General features: G+C 72.9%; 20 protein-coding genes. 7 read left to right on the top strand and 13 right to left on the bottom strand.

Features of this window, described 5'->3' with window-relative positions; all coding sequences use genetic code 11:
* Positions 1-27: 27 nt before the first annotated feature.
* Positions 28-747 (top strand): GntR family transcriptional regulator, encoded by a 720-nt coding sequence (locus OG711_RS33005; RefSeq protein WP_073794955.1) that lies wholly within the window; start codon positions 28-30, stop codon positions 745-747.
* Between the two features lie 310 nt (positions 748-1,057).
* Here OG711_RS33005 and OG711_RS33000 read toward each other — a convergent pair whose 3' ends face one another.
* The 5 genes from OG711_RS33000 to OG711_RS32980 all read right to left on the bottom strand — a co-directional run bounded on the left by OG711_RS33000 (position 1,058) and on the right by OG711_RS32980 (position 7,554).
* A complete protein-coding gene (locus OG711_RS33000; RefSeq protein WP_073794958.1) occupies positions 1,058-2,146 on the bottom strand; it encodes a peptidase C39 family protein in 1,089 nt (362 codons plus the stop codon).
* A gap of 117 nt (positions 2,147-2,263) precedes the next feature.
* Positions 2,264-4,351: an iron ABC transporter permease gene (locus tag OG711_RS32995; RefSeq protein WP_329562196.1), complete on the bottom strand. Its 2,088-nt coding sequence runs from the start codon at positions 4,349-4,351 to the stop codon at positions 2,264-2,266.
* A gap of 11 nt (positions 4,352-4,362) precedes the next feature.
* Positions 4,363-5,427 (bottom strand): iron-siderophore ABC transporter substrate-binding protein, encoded by a 1,065-nt coding sequence (locus OG711_RS32990; protein WP_329562194.1) that lies wholly within the window; start codon positions 5,425-5,427, stop codon positions 4,363-4,365.
* A 221-nt stretch (positions 5,428-5,648) separates the two neighbouring features.
* A complete protein-coding gene (locus tag OG711_RS32985; protein WP_329562192.1) occupies positions 5,649-6,512 on the bottom strand; it encodes an ABC transporter ATP-binding protein in 864 nt (287 codons plus the stop codon).
* 166 nt (positions 6,513-6,678) lie between these two features.
* Positions 6,679-7,554, bottom strand: coding sequence for a helix-turn-helix domain-containing protein (locus OG711_RS32980; RefSeq protein ID WP_073794969.1), 876 nt, complete (start codon positions 7,552-7,554; stop codon positions 6,679-6,681).
* Positions 7,555-8,145: 591 nt separating this feature from the next.
* On the opposite strand from OG711_RS32980, the gene OG711_RS32975 reads away from it, so the two are divergent.
* Entirely contained in the window at positions 8,146-10,170 is a 2,025-nt protein-coding gene (locus tag OG711_RS32975) for a M4 family metallopeptidase (RefSeq protein WP_329562190.1), read from the top strand.
* Positions 10,171-10,307: 137 nt separating this feature from the next.
* Here OG711_RS32975 and OG711_RS32970 read toward each other — a convergent pair whose 3' ends face one another.
* Positions 10,308-11,639, bottom strand: a complete 1,332-nt coding sequence (locus OG711_RS32970; RefSeq protein WP_329562188.1) for an aminotransferase class I/II-fold pyridoxal phosphate-dependent enzyme — start codon at positions 11,637-11,639, stop codon at positions 10,308-10,310.
* Between the two features lie 92 nt (positions 11,640-11,731).
* On the opposite strand from OG711_RS32970, the gene OG711_RS32965 reads away from it, so the two are divergent.
* Complete coding sequence (locus tag OG711_RS32965; protein ID WP_329562186.1) at positions 11,732-12,412, top strand: pyridoxamine 5'-phosphate oxidase family protein; 681 nt, start codon at positions 11,732-11,734, stop codon at positions 12,410-12,412.
* Positions 12,413-12,671: 259 nt separating this feature from the next.
* Here OG711_RS32965 and OG711_RS32960 read toward each other — a convergent pair whose 3' ends face one another.
* The 3 genes from OG711_RS32960 to OG711_RS32950 form a co-directional block, all read right to left on the bottom strand.
* Positions 12,672-13,628 carry a DMT family transporter gene (locus OG711_RS32960; RefSeq protein WP_329562185.1) on the bottom strand — a complete coding sequence of 319 codons (957 nt, stop codon included), beginning with the start codon at positions 13,626-13,628 and terminating at the stop codon, positions 12,672-12,674.
* Between the two features lie 227 nt (positions 13,629-13,855).
* Positions 13,856-14,938 (bottom strand): EamA family transporter, encoded by a 1,083-nt coding sequence (locus tag OG711_RS32955; protein WP_245877047.1) that lies wholly within the window; start codon positions 14,936-14,938, stop codon positions 13,856-13,858.
* 192 nt (positions 14,939-15,130) lie between these two features.
* Positions 15,131-15,733, bottom strand: coding sequence for a Clp protease N-terminal domain-containing protein (locus tag OG711_RS32950; RefSeq protein ID WP_073794980.1), 603 nt, complete (start codon positions 15,731-15,733; stop codon positions 15,131-15,133).
* Positions 15,734-16,014: 281 nt separating this feature from the next.
* Here OG711_RS32950 and OG711_RS32945 point away from each other — a divergent pair, with 281 nt between their 5' ends.
* The gene (locus OG711_RS32945) at positions 16,015-16,203 is read left to right on the top strand and encodes a hypothetical protein (RefSeq protein ID WP_073794982.1); all 189 of its coding nucleotides are present in this window, start codon (positions 16,015-16,017) and stop codon (positions 16,201-16,203) included.
* Between the two features lie 179 nt (positions 16,204-16,382).
* Here the strand turns inward: OG711_RS32945 and OG711_RS32940 are convergent, their stop codons facing one another.
* Entirely contained in the window at positions 16,383-16,988 is a 606-nt protein-coding gene (locus OG711_RS32940) for a PadR family transcriptional regulator (RefSeq protein ID WP_073794986.1), read from the bottom strand.
* 309 nt (positions 16,989-17,297) lie between these two features.
* On the opposite strand from OG711_RS32940, the gene OG711_RS32930 reads away from it, so the two are divergent.
* Both OG711_RS32930 and OG711_RS32925 read left to right on the top strand, forming a co-directional pair.
* The gene (locus OG711_RS32930; protein WP_073794988.1) at positions 17,298-17,705 is read left to right on the top strand and encodes a YciI family protein; all 408 of its coding nucleotides are present in this window, start codon (positions 17,298-17,300) and stop codon (positions 17,703-17,705) included.
* A gap of 8 nt (positions 17,706-17,713) precedes the next feature.
* Positions 17,714-18,859 (top strand): RNA polymerase sigma factor, encoded by a 1,146-nt coding sequence (locus OG711_RS32925; protein WP_329564198.1) that lies wholly within the window; start codon positions 17,714-17,716, stop codon positions 18,857-18,859.
* A 138-nt stretch (positions 18,860-18,997) separates the two neighbouring features.
* Here the strand turns inward: OG711_RS32925 and OG711_RS32920 are convergent, their stop codons facing one another.
* The gene (locus OG711_RS32920; protein WP_329564195.1) at positions 18,998-20,269 is read right to left on the bottom strand and encodes a phosphatase PAP2 family protein; all 1,272 of its coding nucleotides are present in this window, start codon (positions 20,267-20,269) and stop codon (positions 18,998-19,000) included.
* Between the two features lie 465 nt (positions 20,270-20,734).
* Here OG711_RS32920 and OG711_RS32915 point away from each other — a divergent pair, with 465 nt between their 5' ends.
* Positions 20,735-21,571: a PhzF family phenazine biosynthesis protein gene (locus tag OG711_RS32915; RefSeq protein WP_266512979.1), complete on the top strand. Its 837-nt coding sequence runs from the start codon at positions 20,735-20,737 to the stop codon at positions 21,569-21,571.
* A 150-nt stretch (positions 21,572-21,721) separates the two neighbouring features.
* On the opposite strand, the gene OG711_RS32910 is transcribed toward OG711_RS32915, so the two are convergent.
* Both OG711_RS32910 and OG711_RS32905 read right to left on the bottom strand, forming a co-directional pair.
* Positions 21,722-22,531 (bottom strand): CPBP family intramembrane glutamic endopeptidase, encoded by an 810-nt coding sequence (locus OG711_RS32910; protein ID WP_266512982.1) that lies wholly within the window; start codon positions 22,529-22,531, stop codon positions 21,722-21,724.
* A 226-nt stretch (positions 22,532-22,757) separates the two neighbouring features.
* Positions 22,758-24,278, bottom strand: coding sequence for a glutamate-cysteine ligase family protein (locus OG711_RS32905; protein WP_073794993.1), 1,521 nt, complete (start codon positions 24,276-24,278; stop codon positions 22,758-22,760).
* Positions 24,279-24,323 lie beyond the last annotated feature (45 nt).

Here is a 24,323-nt window from a genome sequence, read left to right as displayed (position 1 = left end):
CGTAACCATGGTGTATACACTGCATCCATGTTGACCACTCCCCCCACAGCCGCAGGACGCGCCTACGCGCAACTGCGGTCGGAGATCCTTGACGGCGTTCTGCCACCGGGCGCCCACCTCCTGGAGGTGGAACAGTCCGAGCGCCTGGGGGTCTCCCGCACACCGGTGCGCGAAGCCCTGAGCCGCCTTGCCGCAGAGGGTCTCGCCGAGCCGTCGGGGAAACGGGGCCTCGTGATCACGCAGGTCGACGACCGGTACGTGCGCAGCCTCTTCGAGCAGCGTTCCTGCCTTGAGTCCCAGGCCGCCCAGCTCGCCGCCTTACGCGGTGAGCCCGCGGTCTTCGCGGAGTTCGGGGACCACTTCACGCAGTGGCATGACCTCTTCCGGGGTGCCGCGGTCTCCGACGGGCAGGTGAGCGACTACTTCGCACTCATCCGGCGCTTCGACGAGGCCGTCAACGAGGCGACGGACAACTCCTTCCTGGTCGACGCGATGGAGAACCTGCGGACCCACGTCGCCCGTGTGCGCCGTATGGCCGGCCACTCCCGGAGCAGGCTCGAAGCGTCCGCCTCGGAGCACGCGCTCATCGCGCGGGCCATCTCCCGCCGCGATGCCGCGCTCTCCGTCCACGCCACGCGTGTTCATCTGCACAACAGCGTCGAACACTTCCGCCGGTCCTGGCGTCCCGCCGAGACGGAACCGACCGAAGGGCAACTCCCCACCACAGCAACGGAGACGCCCGGATGAAGAACCGTCCCGTCCGGTCCCACCAGGCCATCGGCCAGGCACCGCACACCGATTACCACAGCCCGGGAGTCCCGCGAGGGCGGGATCTCCTCATGGAAGGCGTACGCGCCCGGGTTCGCCGGCAGGCTCGCGGTCGCGCGCGACAACTGGTGGACACGTGCGCACCCTGGACGAATTCTCCCGGGTACGTGCCGCGATCGCTGTACCGCCCCTCGTCAGCATGACCGAGTTCGTCGTACGGCGTGACTCCCGTGAATCCACGGACCGGGTGACGCCGTGCGGCCGGGGGTCCGCTGCCAGGCCCCGCACGTCACCGCCCGGCTGAAGCCGTCCGGCGTCCGATGGTCACCGCGCCGCCGAAGCCGTCCGGCGAGATGGCCGACATGGTGTCGAGCGACGGATCGGGGACGGGCAGCAGATGGGCGTCGACCCAGGTGTCCCCCTTCGCCGCGTCGGCCCACGGGTCGTCGACCACGACGGCGCCGGGCACGACGCCATGGCAGAGCACCCAGTGCGGCACGTCGAAGCCCTGCATCGCGGCGAGCGAGACCAGGAGCAGCACATGCTCGCGTCGGCCGATCGCGCTCCGGATGCCGGTCGTGGAGAGGCGGCGCGGGTCGACCGGGACGCCGATCCGTCCGGCGTCCTCACGTGACATGCGCTGGAGGTGGGCACGCCACTCCCGCTCGCTCTCCGGGAGGTGGCCGAGCATGACGGGCCGGTCCGTGTCGAGGTGGACCGTGACGGGGGACGACGGCCACGCGCGGCGGACGGCGACGCCCAGTCCCACGGGCTCGCACGCGGGGAAGTTGGTCGCGTCGCGCCACAGCGTCAGCTCCGCCCGGCGGTCGAGCCCGTCCCCCGGCAGCGCCCCCGCGTGTGCCTGCGCGACCAGGGCGGTGACGGCGCCGCAGGTGAAGTGCGTGGTCTGCCCGTAGTACGGAGGTGCGGTCACCACGCCGTCGCGCAGCCAGCGGAAGTATCCGGCGGCAGGCCCTTCGGCGCCCTCGGAGCGCGCGAGCGGAGGACCCAGGGGGGCGAATCCCGCGGCGACGGCTTCCTCGGAAGTCGCCGTCCAGCCTTCCCACTTGACCTGCGCGAGCCCCCGGGCGCGCGCGTGGGCGACGACCGCCGCGACGGCCGCCGGCACGTCACCGACGGCGTCGACGATCTTCAGATACGCCGTGTGCGGGCGGGCCGTCACGAGCGCGGCGGCGGTCCAGTCCTCCCCGTCCGCGCCCCGGACACCCACGAGGTGCGGGGCATGGCCGGAGCGGTCGACCGCGCGCCAGCGTTCCAGCACTCCGTGGTGTCCGAGCCCCCTCAGCGGGGCAGGCGGCTCACCGGCCTCGAACGGGACGACGACGGACCTCACGGACGCTTCCTGCGGGGACGGCATCGCGGTACTCCTGGCGGGACGGGACGGAGCGGGACGGAGCGGGACTGGATTGGGCGGGACCGGGCGGGTCGGGGACGGGTCAGGGCGGGCCGGGGCGCGGGTACGGTGCGTCAGGTGTCATGCGCGGGACCGCCGGAGCACCCAGACGAAGTACGGCGCGCCGACCAGCGCGATCATGAGGCCCGCCGGTACCTGGGCGGGCGCGACGAGCGTGCGGCCGAGGGCGTCGGCCACGCACACCAGCAACGCGCCGAGCAGCATCGCGACCGGGATCGCGCGGCCGTGCCGGGCGCCCACCAGGGACCGGGCGAGATGCGGGGCGACCAGCCCCACGAAGCCGACGACACCGACGGCGATCACGCTGAGCGCCGCGAGCACCGCGGCGATCGCCAGCGCGGCGAAGCGGGTGCGCTCCACCTTGACACCGACGATGCGCGGGGTGTCCTCGTCGACGGCGAGCAGGTCGAGCCGGCCGCGCATGGCGAACAGCACGGGAAGCGCGAGCGCGAGGGCCACCGCGACCGGTACGACGTCGGGCAGCGTGCGGCCGTAGGTCGTACCGGAGAGCCAGGTGAAGATCTGCGGCGTGTTGTACGGGTCGGCACGCAGCAGCAGGAAGGTGGTGACCGAGCTGAGGCCGTATCCGCAGCCGATGCCGATCAGTACGAACCGGTCGGGCAGGAAACCGCCGCGCCAGGCCAGCAGGGCGACCAGCCCGAACGTGGCGAGCCCGGCGGCGACCGCGACCGCGACGAGCACGGGCCGGCCGCCCGACAGCCCGGACGTGGCCACGCTCGCCGCGCCCAGCCCGGCGCCCGCCGTGATGCCGAGCACTCCCGGCTCCGCCAGCGGGTTGCGCACCGCGCCCTGCACGACGCACCCGGCCAGTCCGAGCGCGGCGCCGGCGAGGACCGCGGCGGCCACCCGGGGGACGCGGTCGTCGAGCGCCTGGCCGATCAGGTCCGGGGCGCCGCCGCGGAACCACAGCGCGAGGTCCCCCGTCCGCAGCCAGAGGCTCCCCGCCAGGACCGCCACGAGGACCGCCACGGCCAGCAGGGCCAGTGCACCGGACACGACGAGGAGGAACGCGCGGCGGGACCGTGCGGCGACCCGTGAGTGCGGTGGCTGACGGAGGCGGCCCGTGTCACGCAGGCGCAGCGCGAGGACCACGATCACGACGGAGCCGAGCAGCGCCGTCGGCACGCCGGTGGGGATGGATGCCGCGCCGTCCGCGCCCTGCACCGCGCGCAGGGAGGCGTCCGCGAGCAGGATGAGCAGCGCGCCGATCAGCCCGGCCGCGGGCACCAGCAGGAGGTGCCGCCGCAATGCCCGGACCCGCCCGGCGATCAGCCGGGCCAGGACGGGGGCGCCGAGGCCGACGAAGGAGATCGGGCCCGCGAGGGTCACCGCCGTACCGGCCAGGAGCACCGCGCAGATCACGGCGGTCACGCGGGTGCTCCGGATCGGCACACCGAGGGTGGACGCGGCGTCGTCGCCGAGGTTCATCACGTCCAGTCGCCGGGACAGCAGCAGGGCGGCGCACAGCACCACGGCCACGACCGGCAGGGCGCGTACCGAGGCGTCGATGTTCATCTGGGCGAGCGAACCGCTGCCCCAGGCGAAGAGGCCGGTCGTGTTCTGGTCGAACAGGATGAGGAGCATCCCGGTCGCCGCGTCCAGGGCGAGCGCGATCGCCGATCCGGCGAGGATGAGCCGGGTGCCCGCGGTGCCCGAGGCCCGGCCGGAGAGCAGCAGGACGAGCGCCGCCGCGGCCAGGCCACCGGCGAAGGCGACCGCGCCCGACGCCCACAGCGGGACGGTGAGACCGAGGGCCGCGACGAGCGTGAGGGTGAAGTAGGACCCGGCCGTGACCGCGAGGGTGTCGGGCGAGGCGAGCGTGTTGTGCGTGACGGACTGGAGGAGCGCGCCGGCGACACCGAGGGCGAAGCCCACCGCGACGCCCGCGAGCAGGCGCGGCAGGCGCGAGCCGGTGATGATCTCGCCGACCGGCGCCCCGCCGGTGGCCTCCCGGTCCCCGGTCAGATGGCGCACCAGGTCGCCGACGCCGACGCCCGAGGTCCCCTGCGTCAGGTGCCACAGGCCCACCAGGACGGTCGCGACGAGCAGGACGGCCAGGACTGCCACCCCGAGGGGACCGCCACCGCGCTCGGCGCGCGGCGACGGTCCCGCTACGGGCTTCGACATCAGCGGTGTGTTCACTTCTTGTCGAGCACGTCTACGTACGCGTCGATCGCCTGTGCGCAGGAGCGCGGACCGCCCGCGCCCCACACCCGGGACGGGAACGCGTGCGCGCGGTCCTCCTTGACGGCCGGGAGGGTCTTCCAGATCGGGTTCTTGGCGAGCGCGTCGACGAAGCCGCCGGCCGCGTCGTCGTTGGCGTAGAAGAGGTTGGCGTCGCCCACCCCGGTGAGTCCCTCGACGTCGGTCTGCGCGAGGCCGTAGGCGGCGTCGACGCCGCCGTCACCGTGCGCCTTGTTGACGTCCTTGGTCCACGCGGGGGTCATCCCGAGTTCCTTGCCTATCTCGGTGAACAGGGCGCCGTCGCTGTAGGGGCGGATCGTGAGGTTGCCGCCCTGGAGCCAGCCGTCGAAGTACAGGAAGTCCTTGGTCGGCAGATCGGCGTCGGTGACCCGCTTCTTCGCGGTGGCCAGGTGCTGGTCGAACTCCTTGAGGACCTGGTCGGCCCGCTCGGTGCGGCCCGTCGCCTCGCCGATCATGCTGAACACCTCCCGCATGTTCCCGATCGGGTCCTCGGGGTTGGCGCCCCGGGTGGCCATCACGGGGATGCCCCGCTTCTCCAGCTTCGCGATGGTCTCGTCGTCGGCCTTGAACGCCTCCACGACGATGAGGTCGGGCTTGGCCGCGTACAGGGTGTCGAGGTCGGGCTCCTCACGGGCGCCGATGTCCGTCACCCCGCCGGGCAGCTTCTCCGCGCTGGTCCAGGCGCGGTACCCCTTCGCGTCGGAGACGACGGTGGGGGTGACGCACAGGGTCAGCGCGTCCTCGACCTGCTGCCATTCCAGGACCGCGATCCGCTTGGCGGGCTTGTCGAGCTTCACCTGCCGGCCGACGCCGTCCTTGAAGGAGACCGGCTTCGTGGAGGTGGTCGTGGTGTCGTCGGCACAGCTCTTCGACGCGGGCGGCGCGCTGGTGCCGCCGCCCGCCTCGCTCTTGTCGACATCGGTCGTGCCGCAGGCCGTCGCGGCGAGGAGGGCGAGCCCCGTGGAGGCTGACGCCGCCAGGCGATGGGCACGGTTCATGAAGGGTCCTCTTTCTTGCGGTTCGTCTGGGGTTCGTGGGAGGGGGCGGGTGTCCCGCCTCGGGGCGTGCCGCCGCGGCCGGTCAGGACCCGCTCCGGGCGGAGGGCCGCCCGAGCGGGTCGGGCTGGTCCGTTCCGGAGGAGGGCCGCCCGAGCGGGGGGCGGATGTCCTGGTTCAGCGGGGCGGACGCCCTGCGGTCCAGCGGGGGCGGACGTCCCGCGTCAGGAGGAGTGCCGCCCGAGCGGGTCGATACGGAGACGGCCGGTGCGGGGATCGGTACCGACCTCGACCCGGACCTCGTAGACCTCGCCGATGTTCTCGGCGGTGAGGACATCGGCGGGCGCGCCCGCCGCGTGCACCCGGCCGGAGCGCATCAGGACCAGGGTGTCCGCGACCCGGGACGCCTGGTCCAGGTCGTGCAGCACGACCCCGACCGCGATGCCGTGCTCCTCGACGAGATCGCGTATCAGGTCGAGCGTCTCGATCTGGTAGCGCAGGTCCAGGTGGTTGGTCGGTTCGTCCAGCAGCACGACGCCGGTGTCCTGGGCCAGGCAGGCCGCGAGCCAGACCCGCTGCATCTCGCCGCCGGAGAGTTCCCCGACCGGCCGGCCCGCCATGTCCCGTACGCCGGTGATACCCATGGCGCGGTCGACGGCGGTCCGGTCCTCGGAGGTCGTTCCGCCGAAGCCGTGCCGGTAGGGATGGCGTCCGAACGACACGACCTCCGTGACCGTCAGCCCTTGGGGCGCGGGCCTCGACTGGGAGAACAGCGTGACCTCGCGGGCGAACCGGCGGGAGCTGAGCAGGGCCGCGTCACGCTCGGACGGCCCGCCGAGAGGGCCGAGCGTGACCCGGCCGCCGTCCACCCGGTGCAGCCGGGAGAGCGCGCGCAGCAGCGTGGACTTCCCGCTGCCGTTCGGCCCCACCAGCGCGGTCGCGCGGCCGGGTTCCAGGGTGATCGAGACACCGTGGACCACGGGCTCACCGCCGTACCGCAGCACCAGGTCGTGCCCGTGGAGGGCGGCGGCCGGCGCGGTGGGGTCGACCGCGGGGCGGTCGGCGCGCCGGAAGGGGCTTGTGAACATCGAGGGTCCGGACGGTCGGAGGGGCAAGGACTGCGGCACCCTCCGTCCGGCCTGCACCGGCCGGGCCGCGACTCCCCGTGTACGGCAGGGAGCACCGTTCACGGCGAGCACCAACTAAGGGTCACCTAACTCCGTGAAGGTTATATTCCGCTTGCCGAGTCGACAATCAGGAGTCCGGGACACCCGATACGGGATTTCGGACATCGCCGGGGTCACCGGCGGTCGTGTCGAAGAACGCGCCGGGCGTGGTTCCCATGACCCGCCGGAACGCCGCGATGAAGGAACTGGGCTGCGCGTAGCCGAGCGTGTCCGAAACCGTCATCACGTCGAAGCCGTCGGAGAGGAGCATCAGCGCCCGGTGCACCCGCAGCATCTGCCGCCACCGGGCGAAGGAGAGCCCTGTCGTGTGACGGAAAGCACGGGTGATCGTGCGGTCGCTGATCCCCAGCGACCGGGCCCACTCCTCCAGCGAACGGCTGTCGCCGGGATCGTCCAGCAGGGCTTCGGCGATCGCGTCGATCCGGGTGTCCCCCGGCAGCCGCAACGCGACTTGGCGCTCCGACGGCTGGATCACGTCGAACACGACCGACTCCGCGCGCGCCCTGGCCTCCGTGTCGAGATCCCCACGGGACAGATGGGTCAGCAGCGACTGGAGCAACGGCGTCATCTCGATCGCCTTCGGCTCCCCGAACGCGAACGGCGTGCGGTCGGGGGCGAAGAAGGCGTCATGGAACTTCGCACCCGCCGTCGCCCGGCCCCCGTGCACCACTCCGGCGGGCATCCACAGCCCGCACCCCTCGAACACGGTGAAGACACGGTCCCCCACCCGGGACGTCAGCGTTCCGCCGCGTACCCAGACGAGTTCGTGCATGGCGTGCGCGTGCGGCGCCCACTCCGTGGGGACGGGGGGAACATGGAACCCGGCGACGATGGCGAACGGGGCCGCCGTCCCCTCCGGCAGCGCCGGGGCCCGGCGCATCGCGGTGCCCGCCTCGCGCCGCCACATCCCGGGGGTCGCCTCACCGCAGGACGATCGAACCATGGCGACGAGTCTATCCGCGGCCCGCACCGGCGCCCCCGCCCCGGACCGCGATGCACCGGCGAGCGGTTCCGGGCGGCTCCCCGGTGAGCGACGGAGCCGCGCCGCGCCGCCGTCGTCCGCGGGAAGGGGGACGGAGCCACGCCGCGCCGCCGTCCCCCTTCCCGCTGCCGCCGCGAACCCGTCCACACAGCTGCGAACCTTTCCACGCGCGCGAACCCTTCCGGCCAGTACCCGTACGGATGCCCCCTCCTCGCGGCCCGGGTCACCCGGGAAGCGTGCGACCACCTCCGGACAGGTGCGGCTCCCACGCCGCCCGTCCCGCGCCACGAGTGGGATACGGCCAAGCCTCCGGTGCCCCTTCTGGCGCACGGCTCCCAGCGGTGTCACGCTTCCCGCCGTACCGATCTCCTCCCGACCCGGTGGTCCCCCGAGCCGGAGCGCGTCACTCGCGCACCACGGGGCCACCCGGACTCCGAGCCCTTCGGAAGGGAGCCGACGGCACACCGCACCGGAATCTCTGCCCGTCCGGCACACCCCGTCGGCGGGTCCTGTCCCGGCCGTGACAGACGGCCGGCGCGCAAGGAGTTCGATATGAGACGGTTTCCCCGCAGGGCCTCGGCCGCTGGAGCCCTGCTCGCAGGTGTCGCGCTGATCGCCGTGGCCGTGCCCTCCGGTACGGCCGGGGCCGCGCCCGCCCGGCCCGGCTCGCCGGGGCCCCAGCCGCGTGCCGGCGCCCTGCCGGTGAAGCTCGCACCCGAGCGGCAGACGGAACTGCTCGCGCGGGCCACGGCCGACCGCGCCGGGACGGCGACCGCACTCGGTCTGGGCCCCAAGGAGAGGCTGCTGCCGCGCAGTGTGCTCCAGGACGCCGACGGCTCGGTGCACACCCGCTACGAGCGCACCTACGACGGCTTACCCGTCCTGGGCGGTGACCTGGTCGTCCACACCACGGCGTCCGGCGCGACCAAGGGCGTGACCAGGGCGACCAAGGCCCGGGTCACCGTTCCCCGCACGACCCCCGCCCGTAGCGCCGCCACGGCCACCAGGTCCTCCCTGGCGAAGGCCGAGGGGGAGGGCACCAAGGACGCCGTCCTCGACAAGAAGCCACGCGCCGTGGTCTGGGCCGCCTCCGGCCGACCCGTCCTCGCCTGGGAGACGGTCGTGCGGGGCACCCTGCCCGACAACGGACCCAGCGAACTGCATGTGATCACCGACGCCACCACGGGTGCCGAGCTGTACAGCCACGACGCGGTGAACAGGTACACCGGCGTCGGCCACAGCAGGCACAGCGGTCAGGTCGCCCTCGGCACCTCCAAGTTCGGCACGCTCCACAACATGACCGACACGGAACGCGGCAGTCATCGGACCTACGACGTCACGGGTGTGTGGTCCGGCGACGGCCCCGGCAAACTCCTCACCGACACCGATGGCGTATGGGGCGACGGCACCTCGGCGAGCCAGCAGACCGACGCCGTGGACGCCGCCTACGGCGCCCAGGTCAACTGGGACTACTTCGCCCAGGTGCACGAAAGGTACGGCGTACGCAACGACGGCGACGGGGCGAGCTCCCGGGTCCACCGGACGGGCATCCGCGGGGCCTCCTGGCAGGACTCCTGCTTCTGTGTGACCCACGGGCACGACGGCACGACGCCCTACACCTCCATCGACGTCACGGCCCATGAATTCGCGCACGGCCTCATCAACAACACCGCCAGGCTCAGCTACTACGGCGAGTCCGGCGGGCTGGCCGAGGCGACCGCTGACATCTTCGGCGCCGCCGTGGAGTTCCACGCGGGCAACAGCCAGGACGTGGGCGACTACCTGACCGGCGAGAAGGTCGACGTCGGCGGTCTCAACCGTCATGTGCGCCAGATGGACCGGCCGTCCGCACCGGGATGGACCGCCGACTACTGGCACCCGCGCCTCGCGTCCAGCACGAACGGGCGGTACATGGCGGGCCCGGCCGTCCACTGGTTCTATCTGGCCTCCGAGGGCAGCGGCGCCAAGACGATCAACGGGGTCTCCTACGACAGCCCCACCCATGACGCCCTGCCGGTCACCCCGATCGGCCGGGCTGCCGCCGAGCGCATCTGGTACCGCGCCCTGACCGTTTACATGACCTCCACCACCGACTACGCCGGCGCCCGGGCCGCCACCCTGTCCGCCGCGGCGGACCTCTACGGGGCGAACTCGGCCGTCCACCTCAATGTGCGGGACGCCTGGGGCGCCGTCAACGTCGGCACCCGCCCCAGCAACCCCACCCCCCGGCCGCCCGGCCCGGCCTTCACCAACTCCGCCGATGTCCCCATGCCCACGCCGCCCGCCGTCGCCGAGTCACCGATCACCGTCACCGGTGTCCCCGGCAACGCGCCCAGCATCCTCCTGATCGATGTGCACACCATCGGGAACCCGAACGCACAGCTCGAACTGGTGGCCCCGGACGGAACCGCCTACCCACTGGCGAGCGGCGGCGGGTTGGAGGGCAACCCCTACATCGCCACAGTCGCCGTGGACGCGTCCTCAGAGACCGCCAACGGCACCTGGAAGCTGCGTGCGCGCGGCTGGGAGTACGCCTACCCCGGCGGGTACATCAACAGCTGGACACTGCACTTCTGACCCAGCGGCCCCGCCTGTCCGCACCTGACCCGGCAAGGCGGTCCCGAGGAGAGTCCTCCTCGGGACCGCCTTCCCCCATGACCTCGCCGCCGACGGCATCGTGGGGCCACCTCACCAGGAGCCGCGGCAGCGGACGGTCACATATAGCGGCGGGAGCGGGCGGGCGCCACGGCGTGGGCCACCGCCCCGGCGAGGGACGGCATGTCGTCGACGGTCAGCGACGAGACGGTGATCCGTACGCCCTGCGGTGAGCGCGCGCGGAAGCGCGCCCCGGGGGCGACCGCCCAGCCGGACTGCAACAGCCGCGCGACCGCGCCCGTCTCGTCCGGGACGGGCACCCATACGTTCATCCCGCTGTGCCCGCCCGCGCCGACGCCCCGCCGGGCGAGCGCGTCGATCAGCGCGGTACGCCGCGCCCCGTACGAGGCGGCGACCTCGCGCGCGTCCACCGCGCCGGCGCGCAGCAGACCGACGACGGCCCGCTGCTGGAGCAGGCTCACCCAGCCCGGCCCGAGACTCTGGCGGCCCTGCACCCGGCCCAGGGTGACCGGGTCACCGGTGAGCACGGCGACCCGCAGATCGGGGCCGTACGCCTTCGCGGTGGACCGCAGGAACGCCCAGTGCGTGGTGACCCCGGCCAGCGGGCTCAGCGGCTGGTCCACGATCCCGTGCCCGTGGTCGTCCTCGATCAGCAGTACGTCGGGGTGGGCGGCGAGGATCCCGCGCAGGGCACGCGCGCGCGTGGGGGTGACGACGGCACCGGTGGGGTTCTGCGCGCGGTCCGTGACGATCAGGGCACGGGCGCCCTCGGCGAGTGCCCGTGCCGTCTCCTCGGGGAGCGGCCCCTCACCGTCCACGGCGACGGGGACCGTGCGCAGTCCGAGCGCGGGGACGAGATCGAGCAGGCTGCCCCAGCCGGGGTCCTCGACGGCCACGGTGTCGCCCGGTCTCAGATGCGCGGCGAGCACCCGCTCGACGGCGTCGAGCGAGCCGGAGGTGACGGCCACCGGCCCCGCCGGTACCCCGTCCCGGTCGAAGGCCGCGCGGGTGAGCGCGCCGAGGTCGGGGTCGACCGGGTCGGCGCCGTACAGCACCGGCCGGGCGTCGGCGTGGGAGGCGGCGGCCGTGAACGCGGCGGTGAGCGGGGGCAGCAGCGCGGGATCGGGGTTGCCGTCGGACAGATCGCGCACCCCGGCGGGTACGTCGGCGTGGATCATCTCGCGCGCGGTGACCGCGGGTCTGGCGCGGACCTTGCTGCCGCGGCGCCCGTCCGTCTCGATCACCCCGCGCTCCCGGAGGGTGCGGTAGGCGGCGGCGACGGTGTTGGGGTTCACCCCGAGCTCCGCGGCCAGCGCGCGCAGGGGCGGGAGGTGCTGACCGGGCTCCAGGCCACCCCCGGTGACCGCCCGTTCGACGCTGCGGGCGATGTCGGCGGCGCTCCGGCCCACGATGGGATATTCTCCTAGCACAAAAAGCATTATGCACTAGTGCAATAACGACGGCAAGTGACCGGAGCGGCCGGACGGGCCCCCGGGTCAGCACCAGCACGAGGGAGACGGCCATGCCGGAACAGACCGCCTACACCCCCACGGGACGCACGGTCCCGACCCGTTCCCGCGAGCGGGCGTCCTACGACCGTGCCGTGGTGCACTCGATACTCGACGCCGCCTATGTCTGCCATCTGGGATTCATCCGTGACGGCGCCCCGGTCGTGCTTCCCACGCTCTACGCGCGCGTGGGCGAGCACCTCTATGTGCACGGCTCCACGGGATCGCGCCCCTTGCGGATGGCGGGCCAGGGCGACCCGGGGCTCGCCGTCTGTGTCACCGTCACCCATGTCGACGGGCTGGTCCTCGCGCGGTCCGCGTTCCACCACTCGATCAACTACCGCTCGGTGGTCGTCCAGGGCATCGCCCACCCGGTGACCGACCCGGAGGAGAAGCGCGTGTCGCTCGACGCGCTGGTCGACCATGTCGTACCCGGCCGCTCCGCCGACTCCCGGCCCGCGAACGCCAAGGAACTGGCGTCCACCGCCGTGCTCAGGCTCGACCTGGCCGAGGTCTCGGCGAAGTGCCGCGCGGGCGGACCGGGCGACGAGCCCGAGGACCTCGGACTGCCGCACTGGACGGGCGTGGTGCCCGTACGGCAGGCGTACGGTGCCCTCGTCCCGGCCGACGACCTCGCGGACGGGATCGCCGTACCGGAGTACCTGGCCCGCTTCCCTGGGCCCGACGGCGCCTGACCGACCGCTTCCTGACACGGCGGTTCCTGACGCACCCACTCCCCGAGCACCGGTTCCGGGCCCACCGGTACCACCCGTCCCTGGGCACCGGTTCCGGGCCCACCGGTTCCTTGACGCACCCGTCCCTGAGAACCGGTTCCGGACCGGTCCCACCCCGTTCCGGACCACCGGGTGCCGAGGACGGCCGCGCCACGCGCGCCCAGTTCCCCCGGCACCGGGCAGATGCCCCGCCTCCGCCCCGTCCCCGGCGCCCGGGGGTTCAGACCCGTACGGCCTCGGCCGCCTTCCGTGCCCCGGCGGCGTCCCGGGTCTCCGCGACCGCCAGCCCCGTCACGGCGACCAGCATCAGCAGGGTGCCCGCGACCGTGGCGGGCGTCAGGGTCTCCCCCAGCACGGCCACCGCGATGACCGCGGCGCCGACCGGTTCCAGCAGCATGATCACCGACACGGTCGCGGACCGGACGACCGCGGCACCCGCGAAGTACAGCGCGTACGCGAGGGCGGTCGGCACCGCCGCGACGTACACCAGCAGGCCCAGGACGCGAAGGGGTTCGGCCGTGTGCGGGGCCAGCCCTTCGAGCACGGCGAACGGCAGCAGGCAGACGGCCGTGACGGCGAACGCGCCCACGGTCGTGCCCACCGGGTCGCCGCCACCGCGGCCCCACCAGCGGGTCAGTACGGTCATGGCCGCGTAACCGCCCGCCGAGGCGACCGCGAGCAGCACCCCGAGCGGGCGGACACTCGTGGCGCCCCCGCCGAGCACGAGCACCGCCAGACCGGCGAGCGCCCCGCCGACCGCGAGCGTCCCGGTGCGCCCGAGGCGCTCCCCCAGGAGGACACGGGCACCGCAGGCGATCAGTACGGGACCGGCGCCCATGGTCACCACGGTCGCCACCGCGAGACCGGTGGCCTGGACGGCCGCGAAGTAGCAGGTCTGGAAGACCGCGAGGGCCACACCGGTGGCGGTGACCCGGAGCGCCGTACGGCGCCGGGACCCGGGCGCGGCGGCGACGCGTACGCGCGGCCTCAGCAACCGGACGGCGAGCAGCAGGACGAGTCCGCCGGCGCAGCGCCAGAAGGACAGGGCGACGGGCCCCATGTCGCTGACGCGGTAGAGCAGGGACGCCGCGGCCCCCGCGGTGCCCCAGGCGGCACCGGCGATGATCAGACAGAGGAGGCCTCGCCCTACGGGCAGGCCGGTGGCAGTGTTCGACACGTGATCTCTCCGCGGATTCGCAGAAGTTCGGAACGGGACCGTGGAGGGTCCCCGGACTTCTTCTGCGGGCAGCACCGCGCCGCCCGGCGACCGCCGGGCGGGACTACCGCAGGGCCCGCGTCAGCGGGTCGGGGGCGGAAGGACGAGAGCGCGTGCGTGCATGATCGTGAGCGTACGCGGGTCCGCCGGGGTGGGACAAGACCGGGTCGGGCCGGTCGGGCCGCCTGTCAGTCGGACCCGGACCGGGCGGCCGAATCCCCTTCCGGGGCCACGGAGGACACAGCGCCGACCGGTGCTTCGCCGGCCGCTGCGTCGGCGGCCAACGCGGCCGTGGTCGCGACCCCGCCACCGGCGGCGACCGGTTCGGCGGAACCCTTCACCGGCGTGGCGGACTGCGCGATGAACGCGCCGACGACGACCACCAGTCCGCCGACGATCTGGGGGGTCGACAGCGCCTCGCCGAGCAGCACCCAGGCGAGGACCGTGGCGACGACCGCTTCCAGACAGGCCACCACCCCGGCGACCTGCGGTGAGAGCCGCCGCACCGACAGCACGCCGGTCATGTACGCGAGCACGGTCGCGATCAGGACGACCCAGCCGAGCAGCAGATAGGCCGCCACGGGGACGCCGTTCATGTCGGCGGTCCCGGCGAGCACCGACCAGTCCATGCCCCAGGGGCGGGAGACGACCGTCAGCACGGCAGCGCCGATGAGCAGTCCGAAGGCGATGACCCCGAGCGGGTCCGGCGCGTCGGCGCCCGCGTCGCTGCCCTGGTCGGAGAGGAGGAAGTAGCAGGCCTGGCAGCAGGCGGCGCCGAAGGCGAGCAGCAGTCCGAGGGCGTCGAAGCTGAGGCCGGACCAGATCTCGACCACACAGGCGAGACCGCCGACGGCGAGCACGACCCCGACGGCGGCGGCACGTGTCACGGGGCGCCGCTGGACGAACCGCACATAGCCGAGCAGCAACGCCGGTCCCAGGTACTCGACGAGCAGCGCGACCCCGACCGGGATACGGGAGATGGACGCGAAGTAGAACGCCTGGACGCCCGCGACGGCGAGCAGTCCGAAGCCCGCCAGCAACGCGGGCCGCCGGCGCAGCAGATCCCGGTGGCGCCAGGCGAGGGGCAGCATCAGGAGTGCGGCCCCCGCGACCCTCAGCCACACCACGTGGAGCGGGTCGAGTCCGGCCTCGATCAGGGGCTTGGCCGCGACTCCGGAACCGCCGAAGGCGAGCGCCGACACAAGGGCGATGCCCAGACCCACACCGCGGTTCCGGCCGCTCTGATCCAGCTGAGAGGTACGCACCGGCACATGATGCCAGCCGCGACCGGGCATGTCATGAGCGTGTACCGAGTTGACACCTGTCCCGGAGCGACCGCCGGCCGAACCCCGTACGCGGCAGGCCGCCCGCCCCGTACGGATCTCCGCCGGGACGGCCACCGCTCGACGGGCGGAGCGGTCAGCGGGCGGAGAACCGGGTCGGCGGGGATCAGGGGGCAGGGATCAGGGCGTGGGCCAGGCGGTCCCGTCGCCGCTCCCCCACTCCTCGCGTCCGGCGTCGGCGAGTCCGGCCGCCGCCCGCGCGCCCACCTCCGCGGGCTCCACCCCGGAGTGCAGCAGCACCTCGACGGCACGGCACTCACGGTCGGCGAGCAGCGCGACGAAGAGGTCCAGCCCCCGCGCCCGGTGCTCACCACGCCGCCGGGCGCGCGCCACGGCACGCTCCAGGGCCGCCGCGGCGGACGGCGACCAGCGGATGTCACGTGAGGTGTCCCGAACGGCGGTGGCGGCGCCGACGACGGGAACCGCGCCGGAGTCCTCCACCGAGGACTGCCACTGGAGGCCGTAGCCGATGCTCCGCTGGACGAGATAGCCGAGGACCCGGACGGTCTGCGGCCCCTCGCCAAACGCGGTCCGCACGGCGGGGTCGCTCTCCAGGAGCGAGTGCAGGAGGTGGGCGGTGTCGATCTGGCGGTCCCCGTCGCGCATGGCCCGCCGTCTGGCGCCCGCGACCACCGAGATCACCTCGGCTCGGAGCCGGTCGTCGGATTCGGGTCGTACGGCTCCGCCGCTGTCGGCGGACTGTTGCGGGATACGGGGTTGCACAACTCCTACCCCATCACCCCAACCAGGCGAAAACATCACCGGAGGGGAGCATTCCCGCATCCGACAGAGGTTGGGCATGGGCGTTCCGGTTGTCCTCCTCAGGAAGGAGATCGCGCGCTTTCTCGTCCGCGCCGTGCGCGCCCCCTTGCCTCCGGAGCGCACCCCTGCGCACCACCCGGAGCGCGGACCCGCGCCATCCGGCCCGTCCGGACCCCGGAGCCAATCGGAATATGTGGTTCCGATCAGCAACCGGCGGGTTTTCCCGTACGTCCTTCAGGAGCATGGAGGACGAGTGCTGGCTCGTGACCTTGCCGTCCATCGACGGCAGGGATTACGTGTACCGGGTCTACGCCCCCGACGACGCCCTGCTCGCGGACCTGTTCTGGGAAGCCTGGCACTGTCATGACGAGGGTCCCCACCCCAGGGCGTTCGACCTGTTCGACGCGGCGGAGATCCGGCGCGTGCGCTGACCCCCGCCCCGCGCACACCGTTCCCCGCGCGCCGTCCCGTCCAGCGCGCCACCCCCAGCACTCCGGCCCGGGCCCGCCTCACCCCTGACAGCCCGACCCGGCCGACCCGGCGTCCGTCGCCCCGGCATCGGCCGAACTCGACCCCCGGCTCGACCCCCAGCGACTCAGCCTCCGCCGGCTCAACCCTCGTCGGCGAGGATCAGATACAGCTTCTTGCGGGCCTCGTTGATCACGGCGACCGCTTTGTCGCGCTGCTCCTTGTCGCCGGTCCTCCAGACCTGGCCGAACGCGTCCATCAGCCCGGTCCCGGCCTGCCGGATCTCGTTCAGCGCCTCCCGGTCGGCCCCGCGCCCGGCGTCCTCCCAGGGCGCGTCCGGGCCGTCCGCCGCGGCCTGCCTGCCGGGCTCGGTGAGCGAGAACAGCTTCTTGCCGCCGTCCGTGGCGCTGCTGATCAGACCCTCGTCCTCCAGCAGCTGCAAGGTCGGGTACACCGAGCCCGGACTGGGCTTCCACACCCCGCCGCTGCGCTCGGCGATCTCCTGGATCATCTCGTAGCCGTGCATCGCACGGTCCTTCAGCAGGACCAGGATCGACGCGCGCACGTCCCCGCGCCGCGCCCGCCCCCTCGGTCCGCCACGGCCGCGCCCGCCCCACGGCCCGCCGCCCGGACCGAAGCCCGGCCCGAAGGGACCGAAGGCGGCCCGCCTGCCCTCGAAGCCGCCCCGACCGTGATGTCCGGGGCCGCACGAGCCCTGCCCGTCGTATTCGTGTCCATGGGGACGCATAGCGATCACTCCTTAGTTCATTGATCGGTCGCGATACGTCAACGATATATCGAAACAACGGTCGGAGCAAGACCCCCGAAGACGACCGGGCCGATCTGTCGGGGGCTCCGCATCCCGCCGCCGCGGACACCCGGGTCGGGCACGGCCCGGACGGCGGGCCATGCGGCGGCGTCCTTGCCGACCAGGAACAACGGAACATCCGCACCAGGGAAGAAAAAGTTCGGACGCCGATGTCGAGAACCCGTGTCCGGCTCCGTCCCAGGGTCGAACGCGGCCACCATGGGTCGCACCAGTACCGAGGAGAAGACGATGGCCAAGTACCTGCTGCTCAAGCACTACCGTGGCGCCCCGGCCGCGGTGAACGACGTACCGATGGACCGGTGGACACCCGAGGAGATCTCCGCCCACATCCAGTACATGAACGACTTCGCGGCCCGTCTGGAGAAGACCGGCGAGTTCGTCGACGGTCAGGCGCTCGCACCCGAGGGGACGTTCGTCCGGTACGACGGCGAGGGCCGTCCGCCGGTCACCGACGGCCCGTTCCCCGAGACCAAGGACCTCATCGCCGGCTGGATGGTGATCGACGTCGACACCTATGACCGCGCCGTCGCACTGGCCGGTGAGCTGTCGGCCGCCCCCGGGGCGGGCGGGAAGCCGATCCACGAATGGCTGGAGCTCCGCCCGTTCCTGACCGCGCCGCCCACCGTCACCGAGTGACCTCCGAGGTGGACGCGGAGCTGCTCCGCCGCCTCACGCCGAGCGTGATCGGTGTCCTCGTCCGCCGCGGAGCCGACTTCGCGGCGGCCGAGGACGCGGTGCAGGACGCACTGGTCGAGGCGGTCCGCCACTGGTCGGCCGATCCCCCTCGGGACCCGAAGGGCTGGCTGGTCACCGCGGCCTGGCGCAAGTTCCTCGACGCGACCCGCGCGGAGACCGCCCGCCGCCGGCGTGAGGACCTCGCCGACGAGGAACCCGCGCCCGGGCCCGCGTCCGCGGCGGACGACACCCTCCAGCTCTACTTCCTGTGCGCCCACCCGTCGCTGACCCCGTCGTCCGCCGTCGCGCTCACGCTGCGCGCCGTCGGCGGACTGACCACCCGCCAGATCGCCCGCGCCTATCTGGTGCCCGAGGCGACCATGGCGCAGCGGATCAGCCGGGCCAAGCGCACCGTCTCCGGTGTGCGGTTCGACCGGCCCGGCGATGTCGCCACCGTGCTGCGCGTGCTCTACCTGGTCTTCAACGAGGGCTACTCCGGCGATGTCGACCTGGCCGCCGAGGCCATCCGGCTCACCCGGCTGCTCGCGGCCCGGGTCGACCACCCGGAGGCGGCGGGACTGCTCGCCCTGATGCTGCTCCACCACGCCCGGCGCGCGGCCCGGACCACACCCGACGGCGGTCTGGTGCCGCTCGCCGAGCAGGACCGCGGCAGGTGGGACACCGCGCTGATCTCCGAGGGCGTCGGAATCCTCCAGGCGGCCCTCGCCCGCGACCGGCTGGGCGAGTTCCAGGCCCAGGCCGCCGTCGCGGCGCTCCACGCCGACGCGCCCACCGCCGAGGAGACCGACTGGACGCAGATCGTCGAGTGGTACGACGAGCTCGTACGGCTGACGGACAGCCCCGTCGTCCGGCTCAACCGCGCGGTGGCCGTCGGCGAGGCCGAGGGACCGCGCGCGGGGCTCGCGGCCCTCGCGGAGCTGGACGTGTCGCTCCCGCGCCATACCGCGGTGACGGCGTACCTCCATGAGCGCGACGGCGACCTGGCGACGGCCGCCCGGCTGTACGCCGAAGCGGCCCGCAAGGCGTCCAACCTCCCCGAGCGCGACCATCTGAACCGCCAGGCCGCCAGGCTCAACACCCGCGAGCCGCGCTGAGCGGTCCCGCTCGGGCCGGGCCGACCGTGAGCCGGGCCGACCGTGAGCGGGACACAGGCCGGACCAGGACCTCGCGCCCCGGTGCGGACCGCCGTGCTCCGGTCCGCACCGGGAGGCCCCGGTCTGACGCGCCCTGGCTCAGGCCATCTCGGGCTGCGGTTCCAGTCGCTGCGCCGGGGTGATCTGCGGCTGGTCCCACAGCTTGGCGATCCGCGCGTAGGCGTACACCACGGAGCACATCGCCAGGATGAGAAGGGGTCCGAACACCCACGGGTACTCGGCCATCTCCATCGACAGATAGCGATAGGACACCAGGAACGCGACGAAGACCGCTGTGCCGTAGGCGACCAGCTGGATTCCCTTGCGGTCCCAGCCGCGGTCGAGCTGGCGCATGCCTGCCTCGATCGTGACCGCGAACACCACACCGGCGACGAGGTCCACGCCGTAGTGGTAGCCGAACCCGAGCGTCGCGGCGAGCGTGGCGATCAGCCAGAACGCCCCGGCGTACCGCAGGAGCCGCGGGCCCTTGCGGGAGTGGATGAAGATCACGGTGGCCCACGCCGTGTGCAGGCTGGGCATGCAGTTGCGCGGGGTGATCTCGTCGAAGGGCATCTGTTCCGGGGCACTGATCTGCGGCAGCGTGTTGGGCCACAGATCTGCCACCGCCCACTGCCCGCCGTCGGCGCCGTAGGCGAAGATCGGTCCGACCACCGGGAAGATCATGTAGATGCCCGGCCCGAGCAGGCCGACCATCAGGAAGGTGCGGACCAGATGATGGCCCGGGAAGCGGCGCTCGGCGGACACGTGGCGCAGCTGGTACAGCGCGACGACGACCGCGGCCACCGCGAGCTGCACATATATCCAGTCGAGGAACGTGTGACCCATCGGGCCGGTGGCCTCGACGACCCGGCCCACCAGCCACGAGGGGTCACCCAGCGCCTGGTCGGCGGCGGCCAGATACGGGTCGAGCACCTGTGGCCGGGCCTTCGACGTGATCAGCAGCCAGGTGTCGCCGGTCTTACGTCCGGCCACCAGCAGCAGACCCAGCCCGACGCCCTTCAGCAGCAGTATCCGGTCCTCGCCCGTGCGGCGCGTGAAGGCGATGACCGCACAGCCCAGGATCACCCACAACGCGCCGTTGCCGTAGGCGAACTTGGCGTCGACCGCCCACCGCACCAGCGCGAAGACGATGTCGATGCCCACCGCGGTACCGGCCGCGATGAACCGCTCCCGCCGGGTGAGCACCACCAGCATCAACGCCATGCTGGCGTACAGCAGCGGTCCCGACGCGGGCGCGAACACCACTTCTCGCGCCTGGTGGACGATCGGCCCCGGCAGGCCGTAGTGGCGCGCGGCGATTTCCAGCGCGATGAGGAATCCGAGGGCCACCACACCCGCCGTGGCCCACATCACCACCCGTGGCTGACGCCACTCGGTGGACGCAAGTCTGCATTTTATTCGCGAAAACACCCGCGATGCTATGGATATCAATTGTTTGGCCGATTTGTTAGATTTTAAGTAATAGGTCACCCTTCATGCCGGACCGTAATGATTTTCCGGTGAAGGACGGCGAAGAGGCGATCGCCATGAGCTCGAACATGCTAGCGGAGCTGTGCGGGTGGGTTTCCCTGGTCACGGGTGGTACGAAAGCCGGTCGGTCCCGTGCCCGGCGGTCCGGCGGCCCTGGGGCGGCCATGAACTCCCGTCGCCCCGCCCGACGGAGCCGCTGACCGGGACGGCCGTTCCGGCCTCCTCCCGCACCCCGTCCGACCGCGAGCGACGCAGGCCGGCCCGCCGGACCGCGCGACGGGGAACCGGTCCACACGCATCGGATTGGCCTTGGCGGCGCCGTGACCGGCCCTCTACGGTCGGCGCATGCGCCTACGAATCGTCGATGCGTTCACCGACCGCCCCTTCTCCGGGAACCCCGCCGGGGTCGTCCTCCTCGAACCGTCGGAAGGGGCCGCGACCGGCACGGGCCGGTTCCCCGACGACACCTGGCTCGGGCTCGTCGCCCGCGAGGTCAACCACCCCGAGACGGCCTTCGCGCACCGGCTGCCGCCCGGCGAGGACGCCGACTGGGCGCTGCGCTGGTTCACGCCGACCACCGAGGTCGACATGTGCGGGCACGCCACCCTGGCCACCGCCCATGTCCTGCGGACCGCCGGCCTCATCGACGGTCCGGTCCGCTTCCGGACCCGCTCCGGTGTACTGACCGCCGCTCCGAACCCGGACGGCACCCTCACCCTGGACTTCCCGACCGCGCCGCTCGGTCCGGTCACCGCGCCCGAGGACCTCAGCGCCGCGCTGGGCGCCGAACCGCTCTCCGTACTGGACACGGGGCAGCTCGGTGATCTGCTGGCCGAGTTCGCGGACGAGGCGGCCGTCCGCGCCCTGGCCCCCGACCTCCGGGCGCTCGCCCTGGTCTCCGAACGAGGTGTCATCGCCACCGCGCCCGCGCAGGACCCTTCCGCGGGCCATGACTTCGTGTCGCGGTGCTTCTTCCCCCGGTTCGGGATCGACGAGGACCCGGTGACGGGCAGCGCGCACACCGCCCTGGCACCCTTCTGGTCGGCCCGGCTGGGCCGCACGGAACTGACCGGACGTCAGGTGTCGCCGCGTTCCGGCGTCGTACACACCCGCCTCATGGGCGACCGCACCCTGCTCACCGGCAGCGCGGTGACCGTCATCGACGGCGAACTGCTCGCCTGACGAACCTCAGGCGATCGGGGCGGCGGACGGTCCGGGATGCGGGAAGCCTGGAGGCGGACGGCCCGGGGGGGGCAGAGCGGCAGTCCCCCCGGGCAGTGGGGCCGACCCCTTGAAGGAGTGGCCGACCGCCCCCGGCAACGGCCGCCCGGCTCAGGGAGTCGGCAGCCAGTCGACCCGCCCCGCCAGCAGCGCGTACCCGACGAACGCCCCGATGTCGAGCAGGGTGTGCGCGACGACGAGCGGGCCGACCCGCCCCCACCGCCGGTACAGATACACGAAGACGACGCCCATCACCAGATTCCCGATGAAGCCGCCGATCCCCTGGTACAGGTGGTACGACCCACGGAGCAGCGAACTGGCGCCCAGCGAGGCCCACGGGGACCAGCCGAGCTGGTCGAGCCGGCGCAGCAGATAGCCGACGACGACGACCTCCTCCAGCACGGAGTTCTGCACCGCCGACAGGATCAGCACCGGGTACTTCCACCACACCTCGGGCAGCGCCTCGGGCACCACGGTGAGATTGAAGCCCAGGCCACGGGCCAGCAGATAGAAGGCGATCCCGGTGCTGCCGATCACCGCCGCGAGCGCCGCCCCGCGCCCCAGGTCGAACCACGGGCGCGTCCGGTCGAAGCCGATGGCACGCAGCCCGGCGCCCTCCCGGATCAGCAGATGCGCGACCAGCGCGACGGGGACGAGCGCGGTGCTGATCCCGAACAGCTGCCAGGCCAGGTCGAGCCAGGGGCGGCCGGGAGCGGCCGAGGCGTTCATGGTCGCGGCCTGGTCCTTGAGACCGCCCGGCTCGGTGACCGAGCCGATGAAGCTGATCAGCGCGGACACCCCGCTCGCGCCCAGACAGAGCGCGAGGACGAGCAGTGTCTCGTCCCGCAGTGTCCGCCGTGAGAGCCGTTCCACCGGACGCACCGGATCCGCCCCGGCCACCGCTCCCGCTTCCGTCCGCACCCGTGCCTCCATCGAGTAGTCCCGCCGCGCCCCGGCCCCTGCCGGTGGCGCCGCCCGCCCATCCTCCCCCGCCGGTCGCCCCCACGGGTACGACGATGGTGCCCGACCGGCCCCCGGACGTACGAAGGCGGGCCGGACTGCTCCGGCCCCCGGACGTACGAAGGCGGGCCGGAGAAGTCCGGCCCGCCCGGTACGGGTCGCGTCCGCCGGGGCCCGGCGCCGCCGTTCAGCCCAGGGGCAGCGCGGGCTGCGGGAGCCCGACCGGCCAGGTGTGCACGGGGTCACCGGCGTGCATCAGCTCGCAGTAGCGGCGGGTGGTCGCCGCGAGCGCCGCGTGCCGGTCCAGTCCGCTCTCGCGCGCCCGGTGGAAGGTGGCCGCCTGCCAGGAGGCTCCGTTGACGCGCCGGCGGCACCGCTCCTCGATCACCCCGAGGTAGAGGTCGCGGTCGGCGGGCTCCACCCCCCAGGCGTCGAGTCCGGCGGCGGCGAGCGGCAGCAGTTCCTCCAGGACGAGGGTGACCGCCGGGATCCTCGCCGTCCCGCCGTACCGTCCCGGACGGGGCCATTCCAGCTCGGCGTCGATGCCGTGTCTGCACGCGGTGTCGAAGTTCGCGGCGGCGGCCTCGAACGGCAGCAGTGACCACACCGGCACGGTGTCCTCGGCCAGTGCGCGGACCACTCCGTAGTAGAAGGCCGTGTTCGCGACGACGTCGATCACGGTCGGCCCGGCGGGCAGGACCCGGTTCTCCACCCGCAGGTGCGGCACCCCGTCGGCGATGCCGTAGACCGGGCGGTTCCAGCGGTAGACGGTGCCGTTGTGCAGGACGAGCTCGGCGAGTGAGGGCACCCCTCCGTCGTCCAGCACCCGCGCGGGGTCCTCCTCGTCGCACAGGGGCAGCAGCGGGGGGAAGAACCTCAGGTTCTCCTCGAAGAGGTCGTACGCCGACCCGATCCAGCGCTCCCCGAACCAGGTGCGCGGGCGCACGCCCTGGGCCACCAGCTCCGGCGGCCGGGTGTCCGTGGACTGCTGGAACAGCGGGGGCCGCGACTCCCGCCACAGCTCCCGTCCGAACAGGAACGGCGAGTTGGCGCCCAGCGCGATCTGCACGGCCGCCACGGCCTGCGCCGCGTTCCACACATCGGGGAACCGCTCGGGGGTCACTTGGAGGTGCAGCTGGACCGAGGTGCACGCGGCTTCCGGGACGATCGACTGCGAGGTGCACGTCAGCCGCTCGACCCCCTCGATGTCCAGCAGGAAGTCCTCGCCCCGGGCGGCGACGATCTGGTCGTTCAGCAGGGTGTAGCGATCGACCTCGGAGAGATTCGCCGACACGAGGTCGTCCTGGGTGAGGGTCGGCAGAATGCCGATCATCACGATTCCGGCATCGACCTCGTTCGCTTTCCGGTGCGCGTAGGAGAGCCCGGTGCGAAGTTCCTCGGCGAGCCGGTCGAGAACCCGGCCGCCCAGCCGGTGAGGCGCGATATTCACCTCCAGGTTGAACATCGCGAGTTCGGTCTGGAAATCCCGGCTCGCGATCCGCTCCAGTACCTGGCCGTTCATCATGCGGGGCAGACCGTCGGGCCCGGCGAGATTGAGCTCGATCTCCAGACCCATCAGGTTCTTGGGGCGGTCGAACCGCTCCTCCGCCAGCAGCCTTCCGAGCCCCGCCAGACACTGCCGGAGCTTCTCGCGGTACTGCTGCCGACCGGACAGGTCCACGGCGCCCGCCGCCACCTTCTCGCCCATCGCAGCATCCCTCCTCGAAGCGGGCAGCCGCCGTACCGGCCGCTC

Origin of the sequence: Streptomyces uncialis (genome assembly GCF_036250755.1) — a bacterium.
GTDB lineage: Bacteria > Actinomycetota > Actinomycetes > Streptomycetales > Streptomycetaceae > Streptomyces > Streptomyces uncialis.
This window is presented reverse-complemented; position numbering and strand designations above follow the sequence as displayed.

Bases quoted from the DNA above. Each gene is read 5' to 3' on its own strand.
- OG711_RS33005 (WP_073794955.1), top strand. From the start codon at position 28: ATGTTGACCACTCCCCCCACAGCCGCAGGACGCGCCTACGCGCAACTG.
- OG711_RS32990 (WP_329562194.1), bottom strand. From the start codon at position 5,427: ATGAACCGTGCCCATCGCCTGGCGGCGTCAGCCTCCACGGGGCTCGCC.
- OG711_RS32985 (WP_329562192.1), bottom strand. From the start codon at position 6,512: ATGTTCACAAGCCCCTTCCGGCGCGCCGACCGCCCCGCGGTCGACCCC.
- OG711_RS32995 (WP_329562196.1), bottom strand. From the start codon at position 4,351: ATGTCGAAGCCCGTAGCGGGACCGTCGCCGCGCGCCGAGCGCGGTGGC.
- OG711_RS32975 (WP_329562190.1), top strand. From the start codon at position 8,146: ATGAGACGGTTTCCCCGCAGGGCCTCGGCCGCTGGAGCCCTGCTCGCA.
- OG711_RS32965 (WP_329562186.1), top strand. From the start codon at position 11,732: ATGCCGGAACAGACCGCCTACACCCCCACGGGACGCACGGTCCCGACC.
- OG711_RS32920 (WP_329564195.1), bottom strand. From the start codon at position 20,269: ATGTGGGCCACGGCGGGTGTGGTGGCCCTCGGATTCCTCATCGCGCTG.
- OG711_RS32945 (WP_073794982.1), top strand. From the start codon at position 16,015: ATGGAGGACGAGTGCTGGCTCGTGACCTTGCCGTCCATCGACGGCAGG.
- OG711_RS32915 (WP_266512979.1), top strand. From the start codon at position 20,735: ATGCGCCTACGAATCGTCGATGCGTTCACCGACCGCCCCTTCTCCGGG.
- OG711_RS32930 (WP_073794988.1), top strand. From the start codon at position 17,298: ATGGCCAAGTACCTGCTGCTCAAGCACTACCGTGGCGCCCCGGCCGCG.
- OG711_RS32980 (WP_073794969.1), bottom strand. From the start codon at position 7,554: ATGGTTCGATCGTCCTGCGGTGAGGCGACCCCCGGGATGTGGCGGCGC.
- OG711_RS32940 (WP_073794986.1), bottom strand. From the start codon at position 16,988: ATGCGTCCCCATGGACACGAATACGACGGGCAGGGCTCGTGCGGCCCC.
- OG711_RS33000 (WP_073794958.1), bottom strand. From the start codon at position 2,146: ATGCCGTCCCCGCAGGAAGCGTCCGTGAGGTCCGTCGTCGTCCCGTTC.
- OG711_RS32905 (WP_073794993.1), bottom strand. From the start codon at position 24,278: ATGGGCGAGAAGGTGGCGGCGGGCGCCGTGGACCTGTCCGGTCGGCAG.